Origin of the sequence: Sorangium sp. So ce327, assembly GCF_051530205.1 — a bacterium.
GTDB classification, from domain to species: Bacteria; Myxococcota_A; Polyangia; order Polyangiales; family Polyangiaceae; genus Sorangium; species Sorangium cellulosum_B.
Window position 1 is genome coordinate 670,392 of sequence record NZ_CP150330.1, and the last position, 16,448, is coordinate 686,839.

Annotated in this window: 11 protein-coding genes; 7 read left to right on the forward strand and 4 right to left on the reverse strand. The window is 69.9% G+C overall.

All coding sequences use genetic code 11. The features are described from left to right. Nucleotides 1-45: 45 nt before the first annotated feature. Both WME95_RS02485 and WME95_RS02490 read right to left on the reverse strand, forming a co-directional pair. Nucleotides 46-672 (reverse strand): JAB domain-containing protein, encoded by a 627-nt coding sequence (locus tag WME95_RS02485; RefSeq protein WP_437906827.1) that lies wholly within the window; start codon nucleotides 670-672, stop codon nucleotides 46-48. Then, nucleotides 669-1,319 (reverse strand): sigma-70 family RNA polymerase sigma factor, encoded by a 651-nt coding sequence (locus WME95_RS02490; RefSeq protein ID WP_437906828.1) that lies wholly within the window; start codon nucleotides 1,317-1,319, stop codon nucleotides 669-671. The genes WME95_RS02485 and WME95_RS02490 overlap by 4 nt, the downstream gene beginning before the upstream one ends. 164 nt (nucleotides 1,320-1,483) lie before the next feature. Here WME95_RS02490 and WME95_RS02495 point away from each other — a divergent pair, with 164 nt between their 5' ends. After that, the gene (locus tag WME95_RS02495) at nucleotides 1,484-1,762 is read left to right on the forward strand and encodes a helix-turn-helix domain-containing protein (protein WP_437586511.1); all 279 of its coding nucleotides are present in this window, start codon (nucleotides 1,484-1,486) and stop codon (nucleotides 1,760-1,762) included. 367 nt (nucleotides 1,763-2,129) lie between these two features. Here WME95_RS02495 and WME95_RS02500 read toward each other — a convergent pair whose 3' ends face one another. Then, nucleotides 2,130-3,068, reverse strand: a complete 939-nt coding sequence (locus tag WME95_RS02500; protein WP_437906829.1) for an integron integrase — start codon at nucleotides 3,066-3,068, stop codon at nucleotides 2,130-2,132. A 530-nt stretch (nucleotides 3,069-3,598) separates the two neighbouring features. On the opposite strand from WME95_RS02500, the gene WME95_RS02505 reads away from it, so the two are divergent. The 6 genes from WME95_RS02505 to WME95_RS02530 all read left to right on the forward strand — a co-directional run bounded on the left by WME95_RS02505 (nucleotide 3,599) and on the right by WME95_RS02530 (nucleotide 12,216). Next, entirely contained in the window at nucleotides 3,599-4,585 is a 987-nt protein-coding gene (locus WME95_RS02505) for a hypothetical protein (protein ID WP_437906830.1), read from the forward strand. Between the two features lie 435 nt (nucleotides 4,586-5,020). Continuing rightward, entirely contained in the window at nucleotides 5,021-8,566 is a 3,546-nt protein-coding gene (locus WME95_RS02510; protein WP_437906831.1) for a hypothetical protein, read from the forward strand. A 66-nt stretch (nucleotides 8,567-8,632) separates the two neighbouring features. Next, nucleotides 8,633-8,770, forward strand: a complete 138-nt coding sequence (locus tag WME95_RS02515; RefSeq protein ID WP_434042998.1) for a hypothetical protein — start codon at nucleotides 8,633-8,635, stop codon at nucleotides 8,768-8,770. A 470-nt stretch (nucleotides 8,771-9,240) separates the two neighbouring features. Beyond that, entirely contained in the window at nucleotides 9,241-9,711 is a 471-nt protein-coding gene (locus WME95_RS02520) for a hypothetical protein (protein ID WP_437769506.1), read from the forward strand. Between the two features lie 237 nt (nucleotides 9,712-9,948). Further along, a complete protein-coding gene (locus WME95_RS02525; protein WP_437906832.1) occupies nucleotides 9,949-11,061 on the forward strand; it encodes a hypothetical protein in 1,113 nt (370 codons plus the stop codon). 291 nt (nucleotides 11,062-11,352) lie between these two features. After that, nucleotides 11,353-12,216, forward strand: a complete 864-nt coding sequence (locus WME95_RS02530; RefSeq protein WP_437906833.1) for a ribonuclease H family protein — start codon at nucleotides 11,353-11,355, stop codon at nucleotides 12,214-12,216. Between the two features lie 755 nt (nucleotides 12,217-12,971). On the opposite strand, the gene WME95_RS02535 is transcribed toward WME95_RS02530, so the two are convergent. Next, nucleotides 12,972-16,079, reverse strand: coding sequence for a VWA domain-containing protein (locus WME95_RS02535; protein ID WP_437906834.1), 3,108 nt, complete (start codon nucleotides 16,077-16,079; stop codon nucleotides 12,972-12,974). Nucleotides 16,080-16,448 lie beyond the last annotated feature (369 nt).

A 16,448-nucleotide genomic window follows, 5' to 3' on the forward strand; every position in this document is an offset into this window, starting at 1 on the left:
GGGTCCCGGCTTGGTGCGCTCCCCGCGCGGTACGGTAGCGGACGGCTACTCCAGGACGGCGGCGTAGCGCCCGCTGGGCGTGACGATGACGTGGGCCTGGAGCGGGACGTTCAGCGCGTAGGAGAGATCGCGCAGCTCCTCGGTCATCGCGTGGTCCTCCGCGGTCGGCGTCGGATCGCCGCTCGGATGGTTGTGGGCCAGGACGAAGCCGACGGCCGCCATGTCCAGCGCCGTGCGCAGGATGGTCGAGCGGCCTGCGTGGAGGGCGTCGTCGACGCCGCGGGCGAGCATGCGCGTCTCGCGCACGCGGCCGTGGCTGTCGAGCGCCGCGATCCACAGCTCCTCGTGGACGAGGTGCGCGAGCCTCGGCCCGAAGTACCGCGCCACGCGCGCGGCGTCGGTGAGGCGCGCGCCTCGGCGAGCCCGCGCGGCGTGGGCGCGGCGGCCGAGCTCGAAGGCCGCTGCGAGCCGCGTCGCGTCGAGCAGCGCGATCTGGGTTCGCTCGGCGATGGCCGCCGGAGAGAGGCGACCGAGGGACGGCAGGGCGGCCGCGCCAAGGATGCGCGCCCCTACGGCCGGGATGCCGAGCACCATCTCGAGCAGGCCGGCCTCGGTCGCGGTCGGGATCTCGGCCGCCGTCTCGGCGGGGGCGTCGACGGGTGCGCCGCTCATCGGGGCCACCTCCGAGCGCGGGTGAGCGAGCGGGCGAAGAGGCGGCGAGCGAGGCGGAGCCGCGTGGCCACCGTCGGCCTCGGGATCGCGAGCGTCACCGCGATCTCGCGGGTCGTCAGGCCGGCGGCGGTGAGCGCCAAGACCTCGCGGAGCTCCGCGCGGAGACGGTGGAAGGCGCGGAGCAGCCCGCGCGCGACGATGCGCGCCTCCGGAGAGGGAGCTGCGAGGGGAGCGAGCCGATCGGGATCGACCGCGGGCACCTCGTGCCGGCGGTACGCCTTGTCGCGGTGGTGCGACGCCTGCCGCAGGGCGACCGCGACCAGCCAGGCGCGCAACGCGTCGCCCGGCGGCTGATCGGGGGACGGCCGGAAGCGCCCGGCGCGCATGCTGCAAAAGGCGCCGAGCACGGTCTCCTGCGTGACGTCGTCGAGATCCGCGGCGCGGACGCCGCGGGCGCGCAGCGCGCTGCGGATGAGCGGGCGCTGTTCGAGGAGCGCGGTGGGGTCGAGGTAGACGGCGGGGTGCGGCGATTCTCGATGGGGCTTGGGCGGGCGAGCGAGCCGGCCGTGCGCCGTGGAGCGCAGGCGGCGGCGTGAGGGCGGATCGATCTCTTGGCCCTGTTCGGGGCGTGGACGTACCGTTTCCATGTCGGACCTCGTTGCTGCGGGGTTCGGCCACGCTGCCCGGACGGTTGGCGCCGTCGCGGGCAGCACTTGCTTGTGGGGAGCCTACGTGCTGCCGAGGGACCCAGCAATCCAAATGTGCCATATGGGGCGCTATTCCAGATCGGACGAGAGCCGACTCCTTCGCCATGCCTGATGCGCGGCTGGACGAGGTGCTTCGCTCCATTGGGGCCAACGTCCGCCGCATCCGCGAGAAGCGCGGCATGACGCAGCAAGAGCTCGCGGACGCGGCCGAGATAGCCCTCCGCTTCCTGCAGAAGGTCGAGCACGCCCAGACGAATGTCGGGGTGGCCGTCCTTGTGAGGCTGGCCGACGTGCTGGGCGTCCGGCCTGGGGTGCTGTTCCGCCAGCGGGAGCTTCCGCCGGTCAAGCGGGGCCGGCCACGCAAGGCGCGACCCCGCGCGTAGTGATCCCGAACGTTGGGCAAGCGCTTCGAGGCCGCTGCGGAACGAGGCGGCGCCCACGTCACGTGCGTGGCGCGCGGCATCGCCTATGGCACGCCGGCGCCCAGATCCTGGGCCGTCCGCCTGCTTCGGGACGGAGCTGCCCCGGTGGGCGTGACGATGACGGGATCGGCGAGGGGGATGCCCATCGCGAGCGCGCGGCGTGGACGCCGCGGTCGAGCTCGAGTCGTCCGGTGTGGAGCCCGCACGAGCACGCGTTGGTGTCCTTGACAAGGCGGCGCAGCCGTCAGGTACGCTACCTTTCACGATGGGTGGGGCCGGGACGACGGGGTGGGGTCGGAGCTCAAGGCGCTCCCCGCTGACGTGGCGGTCAGCGGTCAAGGGGGCTGATGACGCCGAGAGGGCCGCGGTCGACGATGTGGACGTCGATCATCGTGGTTCGCCCATCTTTGTGGCCGAGCAATGTTTGGATCGTCCGGATGTCGGTGCCCGCCTCGAGCGGGTGGGTCGCGAAGCTGTGGCATGTCGCGCGCTTGGTGAGCCCCGCCGCCCGTCCGGCATCGTGCACGGCCCTTTGCACCGCCGATTCGTGCAGGTGGTAGAGGACCTGTCGACCCGTCGCAGGATCGGTGCAAGGGCGAGAGGCGGGGAAGAGGTACTGCCAGGCGAGGCTCGTGGCTGCTCCTGGCATCTTCGCTCGCAGCGCGTGGGGCAGGTCGACCTCGCCGCGGCCAACCGCGAGCTCCTTCTTGTGCCGTTGCGCCACGGCGTCGAGCTGGGCCTGCAGCTCGTCGCGCGCCCGAGCGGGGAGCAAGGCCGGCCGGTCGTGCTGTCCTTTCCCGCGGCGCACCATGATTTGCCGTCGATCGAGGTCGACGTCTTTGACGCGAATCGAAAGCGCTTCGAGGAGGCGGAGGCCGCTTCCGTAGAGGAGCTCGCCGATGAGTCGAAAAGGTGGGATCAGGTGCTCGAGCAAGGTGAGCGCGTCCTGTCGCGAGAGGACCGTGGGGAGGTGCTCCGGCCGGCGGGCACGCTCGAGCGCTTCGAGCCGGGGTATCTGCAGGTCGAGGACCCGTCTGTAAAGGAAGAGGAGCGCGCACAGCGCTTGGTTCTGCGTGGACGCCGCGGTGCGGCGCGCGACCGCAAGATCGTTGAGGAAGGCCGTGACCTCTTCCGCGCCCATCTGCCGTGGGTGCTTGCCGTGATGGAAGCGGATGAATTGCCGGATCCAGTGGACATACGCCTCTTCGGTACGCGGAGAGCAATGCAGGCGTCGTATGGTGGCGCGTACGGCTTCGATGAGGGTCATGTGGATGGTTCCGAGTGGTCGGGGCCGGTTCGTCGGACCCGCATTGACCCTTATCGGCGCAGGGCGGGCGCGAGTTGTGGCGGCCAGCGGATATTTGGGATGCACATCAGTCGCCCGAGGCAATCAATCACAGGCACGCATCTTGCTTCGCGGCACACCGTCGCCGTCCGAAGCGCCTCAACGGCGATACGTAGTTGTGCTGCGGCGGCCTATCTCCGGAGATGCGCAGATAGCCCGCGGAAGATCGCGACCTATCCGCGGGAATATCTAGATATGCTGCGGGGTGCCACGACTCATCCGCGAGAACGCGGTGATCGGGCACCAGGGTTCGCAGCCTACATGCAAAAACGCGAAGATGTGTCGCGCGGCACAGATGATTGCGACGTTAGACCGAGACCCAATCTCGCAGGGCATGATCCCAGGCTACCGCCTCCCCAAGCCGGCCTTCTTCCCTTACCCACATTCTTGCCGATTGACTTTGACACCGACGTAGCGCTACTTCGTAGCAACCTCTGTGTGGATGGTGACACGTGCCGAATAATGAAGCCGAAATCGTGGTGTTTTGGTCGTGGCAGTCCGATTCTCCCGCGGACGCCAACCGGACGTTTATCGAAAAGTGCCTGAGCAAGGCATGCAAGAGCGTGGCCAAAGACCACGCAATCATCATCACCGTTGATCGTGATACGCGAGGTGTTGGCGGCAGCCCAGCGATTGCCGAGACAATACTGGCAAAGATCCGGAGTGCTGACGTGTTCGTGTGGGATGCGACCTTCGTCACATTGACGCCCAAGGCTGCCCCAAATCCAAACGTGCTCTTTGAGCTTGGATATGCCTTTGCTGTGCTCGGAGAAGGGCGCCTGATCGGCGTCATGAACACCAGTGGTATTCCCGAAGGGACACCACTCCCCTTCGATCTTAACCATCGTCGTTGGCCCATCAAATACAACTTGGCCCACGGCACCACCGATCGTGAAGCGATCCAAGCAGAACTCACGGCAGATTTCGTCGCAGCGCTCAAAGCTGCCCTCAAGGAGCCGAAGCTCGGCGTCCATCGGTCCGACGTCGATCTTCACGCCAGCCAGTCGCTATGGAAGAGTCTTGACTCTGAGTGGTTGCGCAACTGGTACGAGGCGCAATGCACGTCGCCCCAGTACGAGAGGCGCGAGACGCTGACGGTCATGGGGACGTACATTCGTCTCGCCGAGAAGCCGGAGAACCATTTCAAAGATGAGAAGCTCGCTGGACTGCACGACGCTGTCGTTAGCGCGATGGAGAACTACCTGAGCGTATCAGGAACTCAGCGTGTACCCGACGGGAACTCGCATCATTACGTAATTTCGACCAAGGCCGCCAGGGGCTTCGTTGAAGATTACGATGCCAAATACGACCGTCAGCTTAAATTGCTCGAAACTGCCGTCGAACGACTGTGGGCGGCGTGGAAAGCCTACGTGAATGAGCTCCGGACCCGCTATCCCGAGGTCACGACGAGCGTAAATTCATCTGATAGAAACGAGTGACGCCAGTCAAGCCCGGCTACTGTCTCGTCGATTTCGTGTGTTTGCTGCGACAGATAGACGTCATTGGCGGGCCTCGCATCTGCCCCACTCGACTTCCGGTCTAACGAGGGCTTGCTGCCGGCGGCGCTTCGCGCCGCGGCAGAAGCCCGGTCGTTGGGCGGGCGGCACGCGAGCCTCGTCCTACAGTCGGTTGACACCTACTTCCGGCTGGCGAGTCGTGGTAGCGTGCGCTCATGAGCGAGAGAGGGCGAAACTCGACTCCCGCGGAGCGGGCGATCCCCTGGAGGGCGGCGATCCACAGGCCGCCGCCGCGTACCTGGAGATGCTGAGCGCCTACCTGGTACCTCGGCAGCCGGAGGGCAGGCGCAGACGTTCCTGCGCGACGGGCGCGCGCCACAGAAGCTGGAAGGAGCGCGTTGTGGTACCTTCGCGCCCATGGTGGACCCGGGTCGGATCGCATACCGCGGCTTCGAGTACCAGATCCACGCGACCGCGTGGCTGCTCCTCTCGTGGCTCATCGATCATCAGCTCGGCGCCGTCATCGAAGTCGAGCCCCTGTCCGGCGAGGATCTCGAGCTCCTGCGCGCTGATGAGCCGACACTCGATCTCGGCGACAGGTCGACGGCGCTCCACACCGAAGGCGGGGCGTCCCGCTACATTGTGCAGATCAAGGGCCGCAGCGCCGGTGACTGGGGCAAGAGTGAGCTCAACGCCATCCTCTCGGGCGAGGACGCCAGCTCCTCCGAAGACGAGGAGAGCGCGCCGAACTCACCTCTCACCGGCCGTATTCGTCCGCTCGCGCTCCTGGAGAGCGACGTGGAGGCTCGCTTCCTCTTCCTGACGGACGGTGTCCTGGGGAAGGGACTCTCCTCGCTGCGCGTACAGGAGCCCTGGTTCGCGCCACGGGCGCTGAACCCGGAGGACATGCCGCGAAGTTTGAAGCACGCGAGCGAAGGGGTGGTGGGGCGCGTCGGGGTTCTGCAACAGCACCCGCTGAAGCTCATCCAGACGGAAGCGAAGGAGATCCTCCAGAGGTGCCTCCACGTCCCTCACGCGGCGCGCGAGGCTTGTCTGGAGGCGATCTTGGGCCGGGTGCGCCGGGCCATGCTCGATCGCAAGGAGGCGCAAATCACGGCCGCCGAGCTCCGCTCCATGGTGGCGGCACACGCCCTGCCCACCGAGAGCGAGCCCTTCGTGGAGCCGAAGAGCTTCGACGAGGTCCGGCGGCACCTGGAGAAGAGCCACGCCATCTTCCTCCTCGGCGCGCCGGGAGTCGGCAAGACGAGGGCGGCGGAGCGGCTCGTGCTCGAGCACAGGTCCCGCGCGGAGTCCTTCGCTGTCATCAGGCTCGACCAGAACCATTCCCCGACCACCCTGCGCGAGTATCGGAGCAGGACCGAGCCACACCTCCTCTTCGTCTCCGATCCCTTCGGCAGATACCAGCAGGATCCGCGCTCGAACGACTGGCTCCGGGAGCTCGACGCGCTCTTGGGCGCTGTCCACCCCGATCTGCGCGTGATCGTCACCTCCAGGACGAGCTTCGCCAAGCCGCCGCTCGAGGACAAAAAGAGTGGTTTGTGGCTGCGTAAGCACGCCGTCGTGCTCCGCGAGAAGGACTTCGACCCCGCGGCGCTGCTCCGGGCGCACCTGGATCACGACAAGTCGATCGACGGCTCGACGCGGGGCTGGCTCCAGGAGCACGCGCTGGATATCGCGCGCCAGCTCACCCGTCCGCTGTCCTATCAACGGCTCATCGATCTCGCCCGGGAGGTCGACGCCGAATCGAGGACCGAGGAGAGGATCGCCGAGATCATTCGCGCCGCATCCAACGCGGAGCTCGGTCAGGATCTGATAAAGACCTTCGAGGCCGAGTCGAATGAGGTGCTCATGGGTCTCACCGCCGTCTGGCTCGCCCTGGAGACGTGGGGCCAGCAGGCGGGAGACCTCAAGGGCCACCTCGATTGCCTCGAGGAGGATCTCTCCGACCTCGGAGCCGAGGTCACGGGAGCCTCCACCAAGCTTCGCGCGCACGGCTGGCTGCGCATCCGCGGCGACCGCTCGGAGATGCACCCCGTCTACCTCGAGGGCTGCTTTCAGGCCCTGAAGTCGCGCCGCCAACTCGTCCGCCGTGTCGCCGAGCGCCTCCTCGACGCGCTCCTCGGACGCGGGGATCTCTCCGCCGTCTCGTCGATGTGGCGGGCGCTCGACGGTCGAGAGCTGCTCAAGAACACGTTCACCCGCAAGATCCGGGACGTTGCCCGATCCCTGCTGAGGGCGGGCTCGGACGGCGTGATGGGATCGGACATCTTCGTGTCCGCATTCACGCTGCTCGGCACCCACGGCGACGTCGGGCACCCCGTGGACGCGCTGGTCATGGCGCTCACGTTCTCCGACGACAGCGAGAGCTCCGGCTGGGGGCACACCTGGAGGGCGCCGCCCTGGGACGCGGAGACATGGCGGGCGGTCAAGGGAGAGCCGGCGACGGAGGCGATCGTCCGCGAATGGATGCGCCAGGGCTTTCCCACCATGCCAAGCTTCCTCGTCACTTCTTCCGAGAGAGCCCTGGTCACCTTCCTGTATCAGCTCGCCGATGTCTCCCACGAGTTCGATCGGCTGGTGGAGGACATCGAGGGCGACTTCATCTCCGATGTGATTGCGGAGGGCGCGGTGCGATCGAGAACCGCCGACCTCGGTGCGCTCTTTGCCCAGGCGATCACTCTGCACCAGGAGGCGGAAGAGTGGGCGCGGACCACGGAGCCGTCCGACGAGGACTCGTACGCGGAGGACGACTACTTGGCGGACGAGTGGTATCGCCGCATCAAACCAGCCCATGCCCTCATCGACGCGCTCCTAGACGAGCACGCGCGCCGCGGAGCACACGACTGGGCGGCGAGACAGACCGAGCCTCTCGTGTTCGAGCGCTTCGCCGAACGCATCAAGTCAGACAAGGTGTGTGCCGCGCAGGTCGTGGCGGACGTGATCGCCGCCTGCCCTGCCGACGGCAAGGCCGAGATCGTGAAAGCGGTCTTGCAACAGGCTCGCCTCCTTGACGTCGCGCTTGCGGCGCTCCCGTCCCTTCCGCCGCACACTTGGGGAAGGATCGTCCGTGACGGGCTCGGGGTAGACGACGCTGCCCCTTCGGATGACCAGGAGCGCCGCTGGCGCGAGGTCGTACTCCCTGCTGCCCAGCGATTGACCCCGGAGGAGCAGATCATCGTGGCGTTCGATGTCTCGACGTCGGAGGCGACCAGCGAGCTCGCCCGGCAAATCTGCGGCTACCTGGAAGTGGACGCGCGCGACGCCCTCGACGCGCTGGGAGCGGCGAGGCCACGCGATCTCTCGCCTGCGGCCGCCACGCTCCTTGAGAGGATCTGCGACTCACCCGCGGATGCGGCTGGCCCGGCCCTGCGCGCGCTCGCGGCGGCAGGGCACTCGGTGGACAGCAGGATCACGCAGTGGCTCGCGCCGGACGCGGTCGTCAGTCGGGGCACCGCCGCGCTCGACGCCGCGGCTGTCCTCCCACAGAGCGATGCCGTTCGGCTGCTCTCCCATGGCATCCAGCACCGCCGGGCCCGCGTCCGGAAACACGCGATCTCCTTGCTTGAAGCGCACGCGGATGAATCCGCGACGGCTGCCCTCGTCCAGGCGGCGCTTGACCCGGTGGCGAGCGTACGTATCCAAGCCGCGAACGCGCTCTCGGGTAGACCGGCGCGCGCTGCATGGGAGGCCCTCCTCGAGCTCCTGAACGATAGGACGGACACCTCCGAGGCTGCTCGCATGGGCCATGGGTGGGGCGACGAGCACCACCCTGAGTACGGCGTCGCCGTGGCCGCGGCGAACGCGCTTGACCGGCTCGATCCTTGGCCAGCGGAGCTCGTTTCCACCATCGACGAAGCCCTGAAGCCCGACGCCTCGAGGCCTCTCATGCGGCGCACTGCCCGGACGCTGCAAAAGATGCGAGCCACTCATAAGAAGTCCTAAATCACCGCGCAGGAATGTCGATCTGATGTTATTCGAGGATCCTGCTCGCGCGGCGAGGACGGCATCTTGCTCCACTGCGCTTCCGGCCACGGCCGCTCGGCGATGGTCGCGGCCGCGTTGCTTCTCGATCGCGGGCGGGCGACCGACGCGGTGCAGGCCGAGCCGAGGCTCAACTCCGCCGATGTCGTCCGGGTATTCGGCTGAACGCCACCCAGCGTGAGCTCCTGCGCGCGATGAGCATCGCGTAGAGTCATAGAGGATGGGATCCCAGAACGGCAGCGACGAACGTGAGCTCGATCTGTGCCGCCCAACAAGGGGCTGGTGACCGACGGCTGGGTGCGCGTAGCGCACCCAGCCGCGGCACAGCCCCAAGTCGTTGGGCAGCGTAACGTAGTTGAACTGGGCCCAAGCCGAGGCGGCGTCGAAAAATCATGAGCAGCAGAAACCTGGTTCTCCTGCAAGTCGCTCGGTGTCCTGTCGGCAATCCACCGAGCGCTCCGGCCCCAACGTGCGCGAAGATCGTGTCTGCGCAAGGCGGCGTCCCCTCTGCCGACTTCCAAGTTCCGGAGCCGTGGAGAGGGGACATCGAGAGTGCCCGGGTGCTATTCGTATCATCGAACCCCGCGCTGAATCCCGCAGACGACTGTCCTACGGCCACGGCGCCTGGTGCGAAGGTGATCGACTACTACGTCCAGGGGTTTCCATCGGCATTTCCGAAGAATCTGCTCCGCGACGGCACCAGCGGCAAGCGAGTGCAGTTCTGGTCGCAGATTCGCAACAGGGCTGCCGAATGCTACGGCGTCGCGCCCCCCACCATCGTGCCGGGGCGCTCCTTCGCGTTGACCGAAGTCGTCCACTGCAAATCGAATAGCGAGTACGGCGTTCCCGACGCCGCCACAGAGTGCATCACGCGGCACTTCGAGCCGATTCTGAGGCTCTCCCGCGCCGACGTAGTCGTGGTACTGGGCGACACGGCGGCGAACGCGCTCCGCGTAGCGCGAGCGCCGGCAGTCACCCCCAAAGAATGGTGCGGACGACGCAGGCTGGTGATCTGGTTGCCACACCCCAACGCCTACAAAAAGCGGACTCTTCGAGCGCTCTACAACCAGGGGCAGATGGACGCCATCCGAAAGGCGCTCTCGTGACGCAGCGATCGAGCCGAGCTGTTGCTGCCCAACAAGGGCTTGGTGCTGACGCTACGCCGAGCCTCCTCGCGTCGGCACGGCGCCCCGCAGCACAAGCCCAGATCGTTCGGCGCCAGAGCGCGTAGCCGACGGTTGTTGTCGCCCAACACCTGATGCGGGGCGGGAACGCTGCGGGGCAAAGCGCGTCGTCGCCGATGTCACCGCGCCACGCCACGAAGTCGCCGGCCGGCGACGGTCGTGGTTGCGCTGCTCCTGATGGCGCAGGGCAACCGCACGGCGACGACGCGCGAGGTTCGATCCTCGCAGCGACAGCGGCGTGTTCGCGTCTACACCGCCTGGCACCCGGTGCTCGTCGCGCTCCTGGAGCACGTGCTCCCCGAGGGCTGGTACCAGTGCATCTCGGAGTTCCAGCTCGCCCGCGAGCCCCTCCGCGTCGACATCGTCATCCTCCGTCGCAGCCGTCGCGGAGCCCCACCCAGGCCGCGCCTGCTCACGAGCGTGGTGGGCGAGCTGGCCGAGCACACGCTCGTGCACTTCAAGGGGCCGACCGACGAGCTCGAGCGCGACGACGCGCGCATGCTCCTCGCGTACGCGCTCCAGTACCTCGTGGTCGCCGAGATCGAAGCTCCCGCCGCGGTCGCCCTCCGCGTGCTCGCGCCCCGCCTGACCCCGCGCTTCACCGAGGCGCTGATGTCGCTCGGCTGCGCGCTCACACCGACCGGGCCGGGCACGCACGAGGGGCGGCTCGGTGTCTTCCCGCTGCGGGTGGTGGAGACGGTGCCCGCCAACGCTCGCGAGGGCGAGCATCTGCTGTACACTGTGACCCCTGGGATGGTCGCCGACCCCGGCGGCATCCCGGCGCTCTCCCCGGCGGAGGTCGCGGTGTTCTGGGCGCTCCTGGAGCATGTCGAGCAAGTTCGACACCCCCTCCCGGGGCAGAGGAAGCGGCACATGAAGGACGAAAAGCGGGTCGTCGAGAGCTTCGAGCAGGCGCTGGCACGCATCGTTGCGCGGCTGCCGCCCGAGCAGCGCCTCGCGGGGCTCGCCCCGGAGCAGGTGCTGCAGGCGTACGCGCCCGAGCAGCGCCTCGCGGGGCTCGCCCCGGAGCAGGTGCTGCAGGCGTACGCGCCCGAGCAGCGCCTCGCGGGGCTCGCCCCCGAGCAGCGCCTCGCCGGGCTCACCGAGGCGCAGGCGGTGCTCGCGTTGCCGGACGCGATGCTTCGTGCGTTGTCGGAGGAGTACCTCGCGACGCTGCCCCGCCAAACGCAAGCGGCGATTCAGAAGCGCCTCGGGGCGGCATCGGGGCGGCAGCCCGCGCGCCGACGAAAGACGCGCAGCCCTTCGAGATGACAACGGGAGAACGCAAGCCGCGGTGGTGGTCGCGTGATTCGTTCTTCCTGACCGGGCGCCGAACGCCTCGCCAATGCGGCTGCCGGTTCGGGCAACCGCGCTTCGCGCGGCAGCCCGCCCCGCAGCGGATTGGCGAGGCGTTCGGCGCCTTCGTTGCGCGGCCGTCAGGATGAGTTGCCGAGGATTACCTACTCTGCGGTTGCCGACCGCACCGCCTCGCGGCCCAGCGGAGGCGCATGCAGCGCCGCGCGGGCCGGGGGCAAGAGGGCTTTCCTGGGGGGCACCACTGGGATGAACAGCCAGAAAGAAAGGGCTGGGGCATCGCGCTTCTGGGTCACCTGCTACACGGACGCGTCCTTCACCCCAATCGCGGCCGGCTGGGGCGTCTGGCTGAGGTCGACTCGCGGGAGGATCGTGCGGCACGGGGCCTGCCCACCGTATGTCAGCAGCGCCAACGAGGCAGAGCTGGCGGCGATCTTCGCCGGGGTCTACCTGGCGCGGAAGGTGTGGGGCGAGGCTGTGCGCGGGCTCGTCGTGTACACAGACAGCCAGGCGGCTGTTGGCTTTCTGAGCGATGATTCGCTTAAACCACGCACCCAGCGGAACGCTCCAGCGGTTGCAAGGCTGCGCGAGAGGATCCGGACGTTCTCGAACGAGCACGGGATCGAACTGGACCTTCGCTGGGTGAAGGGGCACCAGCGTACGAACACGGTGCGGGCGTACCTGAATGCGCGGTGCGATAAGTTGGCGCGGGCGGCGCGCGCCGTGGCGCAGAGAAGCGAGAAGCGCACTGTCGCCGAGAAATGTGGACGGGAGGCGGGGAGCGCCATCGCCGAGAAGAGCAACGGAACGCCGAACGCAGGCGAGCCGGGGGTCGAGAGATTGCCGCGGCGGTCGAGGAAGCAAAAGAACCGCGAGCGGCGACATCGAGCCCGCGAGAGGAACCGTGCAAAGAAGGTCGCCAGCGCCTCCGAGCGCGCCAGGCCTCGCGCGATCGAGCTTCCTGTTGCGTCGGGGCTTGACATTGGGCTGGAGGACCGATGTGCTCGAAATCGTGTGCGAAGCAAGCGCGATGATGACGAGCGCGCCGAACAAGCCGTTGCATCGGGTGCCCCGCCCAACTTCGCTCCGCTCAGCAGGGCGATGCGCCGCTGAACGGCAGTCGTTGGGCCGCCGGGCGTCATGCTGCACGGGTGGGCCTGCGTGACCGCGGCCTCCCAGGCCCGACGAACGAGAGCCGTGGACATGTGCGCAGCGGGAGCGCAATCCACCGGCGCCTGCCTAGCTCTCGATCGGGGCCCGCTTCCACGGCCGGGGTACGCGGGGCCTCATGACGACGCCACTCGGTACGACGGCGCTCCGTCCGCCAGGGATCGCGCTCGAAGATCCAAGATGCGGGGTACCCGCTCGTGCTCGAGAACTGGAGAGAGCCTATCTTATGAACCCGCAGGGTACTCAGGACGCCGTGCGGTACGCATACGGCTCAACAAGCCGCTGCTGTCGGCGGCGCTTCGCGCCGCGGCAGACCGGCATGTCGTCGGGCGGGCAGGCGCGAGCCGAGGCAGTTATGGCTCCAGCGGAGTACAGCCTCCCGGGCGTCTGCCTCTGGAGGGCTCGCGCGGACGGGCCCGTCTCGACGATCGAGGATGCGCGCTCGAGCCCGGATGGGCCCGTCTCGACGACCAGCAGGCCGCCCACTCTCTGAACCGTCCTGATCCTCCCGACTTCTCCGAACGATACGAGGACTTGCGCGGGACGACCTGGGCGCGCGCGCCAGGGCCGGCTCGCCTTGATTACCTGGGCGATGGGCCGCACCTGATAGGCGCCGGTGCGCTTGCCCTCGCCGAACCAGAGGTTCGCCGTGTCGAGGTGCTGTATGGCGCCGCGGAGCACGGCCGCGCTCCGTCGCGTCACCTCCGCCCACGACGTCGCGCCAAGATCTTCTCCGCCGCCGTGAGCGGCCGTCCCTCCGGCGCCGCGCCGCCCGCGCCCGTTGCGTGTCCGCCCCCCGGGGGCGCGGGTTGAGGGCCCGCCGCCGACCCAGGTTGGGGCCCCACCGTCGGCCCAGGTCGAGGCCACGAACCAGGTTGAGGCCACGACGCCGCCGACCCAGGTTGAGGTCCCGGCGCCCCCGCCGGCGGCGCTGTCCTCCCTGGCCTCGTCCCCGCCTGCGCGCCGTCGCCGCGCCCGTCATCGCGCGGCGCCGGCCCCGCCTCCGCGCCCTCGCGCTGCGCGCGCCCCCGCTCCCGCGCTGACAGCAGCGCCCCCACGGTCGCACCCGCGCCGGCCGGCTGCGCGGCGGCTCCCCACCGCGCCGCGCGCAGCCGCTCTCCCGCCCGCGCGATCCACGCCGCCGCAGCTTCCGGCAGCGCGAGCCGCCGCGCCGCCACCGCGAGGAGCAGCGCGAGCGCGGCGAAGAACACCAGGCTCGGCGTCGCGTCCCGGTACGCGAAGCGCTTCGACGCCCGATCCTCGAAGATGCCCGCGAGCGTGTCGCGCCGCTTGCCCCCGGTGAACTCCGCGATCCGCCCGAGCAGCGACAGATCGCTGCCCGTCGGGCGCAGCTCCTCGCCGGCGGTCATCGCCGCCCCCGTCGTCCCGACCGCCTCCCCCGTGAGCTCGTCGCGGGCCACCGCCACGTAGGTCCCCGGCCGCGACAGCGGCAGCTTCGCGGTGTACGCCCCCGCGCCCGTCGCCTCGAGCGGGAGCTCGCGCGAGAAGCCGTCGGGCCCCGCGACGTGCACGACCAGCCGGCGGAACGACTGCGCACGCCCGTCGTCGCCGATCACGCTCGCCCGCACCGACAGCTCGCCGCCCGACGCGTCCGCCTCCAGGCGCACGCGCGGATCCTCCTCCTTGCGCGTCACGTCGCGCGCGGCCTGCGCGATCATCCGCGCCGCGCCGGGCCAGCGCGTCCACGCGGCGCCCCAGCGGCCCTTGAGATCGCTCGTGAACGCGGCGGCCCGGCCGAGCCCCGCCGACCACACGGCGAGCACCGGATCGCCCTCCGGCCCGGACAGCAGCACCGTGGACCGGCTCTTGGCGACCGTCACCACGTAGCCCCCGAGCGGGGGCGCCTCGCCGAACGGTACGCCGGCGGTGATCGACGACGGCGCGCCCAGCGCGACGTGGAAAGGCTCCTCCACGATCGCGCTCTTCGCCGCCATGATGGTCTCCTGCGTGAACACCGCGGGTAGCCGCGTGGCGTCCTCGACGAGGTAGAAACGGCCGCCGCCGAGGCGCGACAGCGCCTCGAGCTCCGGCACGTCGCTGCCCTGGCCCAGCGCCACGACGCTCGTCGTCGTCCCGCGGCGCATCGCCGCCTCCACCATCGCGCGGCACGGCCCCATGTTCTCCGCGTCCGACCCGTCGGCGAAGAGCAGCACGTGCTTCAGGCTCGAGGTGTCCCGGTCGAGCGCCTGGTAGGCCGCCTCGAGGGTGATGTCGACGTAGATGCCGCCGCCGCCCGGGCCCACGGCGCGGATCGCCTTCTCGATCGCGGCGCCGTCCGCGACCGGCCCGAGCGGCACGCTCCACCGCACCGCCGTGTCGACGTGCGCGACGCCGAGCCGATCTCCCGGGCCGAGCAGCGAGGCCGACCGGGCCGCGGCCTCGTTGGCGAGCTCGAGCTTCGTGTGGGCGCCGGCGGTCGCCGCCATCGACCCGGAGATGTCGATGCCGATCACCTCGGCCAGGCTCGCCCGCCGCCGCTCCTGCTTCAGGTCGAACGCGACGGGCGAGATCTCCTCGAGCGGCGTCCGCGCGTAGCCGCCCGGCCCCATGCTCCGATCGCCGCCCATCAGGATGAGCCCGCCGCCGAGATCGCGGACGTAGCTGGCGAGCGCGTCGATCTGGCCCGGCGAGAGATCCGACGCGCGGATGTCGCTGAGCACCACGACGTCGTAGCCGGCGAGCTCGCCGAGATCGGCGGGGACGCGGCTCAGGCCGCCCTCGTCCACGCGGAACGCGCCGTCCGCGAGCGCCCGCGCGATGAACGCGCCCTGCCCGGCGTCGCCCTCCAGCACGAGGGCCGCCGCGGCCCCGCGGACGCGCAGGAACGCGCTCGCCGCGTTGTCCTCGGCGGCCTCGTCGAGCCTCGGATCCTTCGCGGTGATCTCGACGTCGTAGCGGTGCAGCCCGGGCCCCGGCGCCTTCTCCCGGATGCGCAGCACGTCTTCCCCCGCGGCGATCGAGGCCTCGGTGCGGGCGATGAGCTCGCCGTCGCGGCGGAGGCGGATCTCGACCTCGGCCGGCGACGGCGACGAGGTGACGAGCCGCAGATCGAGCGCCTCCCCCTCGTCGGCCCGCGCGGGCGCGCGGAGGGCGACCACGCGGACGTCGGGGACGAGCCGCTGCTCCAGCGGGATCACGTCGACAGGGAGGCCGGCGGCGACGGCGGCGGCGGCCGCGGCCATCGTGTCGCCGCGGGTCGCGACGCCGTCGCTGAGCAGCACGACGCGCGCCGCGGAGTCCGGCGGCACCTCGGCGAGCGCGCGCCGGATGCCGGCGGCGAGGTCCGTCCCGTCCCGACCGAGCGCGACCCGCTGCGGGGCCGCGAGCTGCGAGCGCGGGCGCGGCGGATCCTCGGTCGCCGCGCCCGCGGCGAACGCGATGGTGGCGATCCGATCGTCCTCGCGCATGCCGAGCTCGGCGACGGAGAGCTCCTGCGCGACGCGCCGGTCGGCGCTCGGTACGAGGTCGATCGAGCGGCTGCGATCGATTGCGACAAGGACGGTGAGCCGGTCGAGTGGCCGGCCAAGCTCTGGCCCGGCCACGGCCATCGCCGCGGCGAACGCAGCGAAGGGGGCGAGGAGGTCGCCGAGCCGCGAGCGCCACGCCCCCTGCCGGCGGGCGTGCGCCGAGGCGAGCGCGAGCGCGAGGTACCGGAGCGCGATGAACGACGTGGCGCCCAGCGCGAGCAGCGCGCCCCAGGGCCGCGCCAGCCGGAGATAGGCGTCCGGGATCAGGCCGCACCAGACGAGGCCCACGTAGAGCGCCGGCAGGGCGCCAGCCACCATCCAGCCGAGCAGGATCGGGCGGCGGAGCGCGCCGCGCCGGAGGGCGAGGCGCAGCAGCGCCGCGAAGACGAGCGCGCCGGCGAGCGTGGCGGCGTAGGGGAGGGCGCGCAGCGCGGCCGCCGGGATCAGGGGGGCCTCCGTTCGGTCCGCATGCGAGGGAGCCGCAGTAAATCATCTTTGCGGGGGCCCGGGGACGCCGCTTCGGCGGGTGTGGCCGAGTGCCCCATCGGCGACGCCGTGGGGCGTCTGTGTCGGTGTCGAGCGGGTTTCATGGGGCGCTCCGGCGCATCGGAGCACCTTTCCATGTTTGTCAGGGATGGCACGCCGTCTGCTTGAGCGCGGGTCATGAGCGTGGCGAGGCCGCGCAGC

What these genes read in the sequence shown, in the direction of transcription:
- WME95_RS02485 (WP_437906827.1), bottom strand. Translation starts at nt 672, where the DNA reads ATGAGCGGCGCACCCGTCGACGCCCCCGCCGAGACGGCGGCCGAGATC.
- WME95_RS02490 (WP_437906828.1), bottom strand. Translation starts at nt 1,319, where the DNA reads ATGGAAACGGTACGTCCACGCCCCGAACAGGGCCAAGAGATCGATCCG.
- WME95_RS02495 (WP_437586511.1), top strand. Translation starts at nt 1,484, where the DNA reads ATGCCTGATGCGCGGCTGGACGAGGTGCTTCGCTCCATTGGGGCCAAC.
- WME95_RS02500 (WP_437906829.1), bottom strand. Translation starts at nt 3,068, where the DNA reads ATGACCCTCATCGAAGCCGTACGCGCCACCATACGACGCCTGCATTGC.
- WME95_RS02510 (WP_437906831.1), top strand. Translation starts at nt 5,021, where the DNA reads ATGGTGGACCCGGGTCGGATCGCATACCGCGGCTTCGAGTACCAGATC.
- WME95_RS02530 (WP_437906833.1), top strand. Translation starts at nt 11,353, where the DNA reads ATGAACAGCCAGAAAGAAAGGGCTGGGGCATCGCGCTTCTGGGTCACC.
- WME95_RS02535 (WP_437906834.1), bottom strand. Translation starts at nt 16,079, where the DNA reads ATGGTGGCTGGCGCCCTGCCGGCGCTCTACGTGGGCCTCGTCTGGTGC.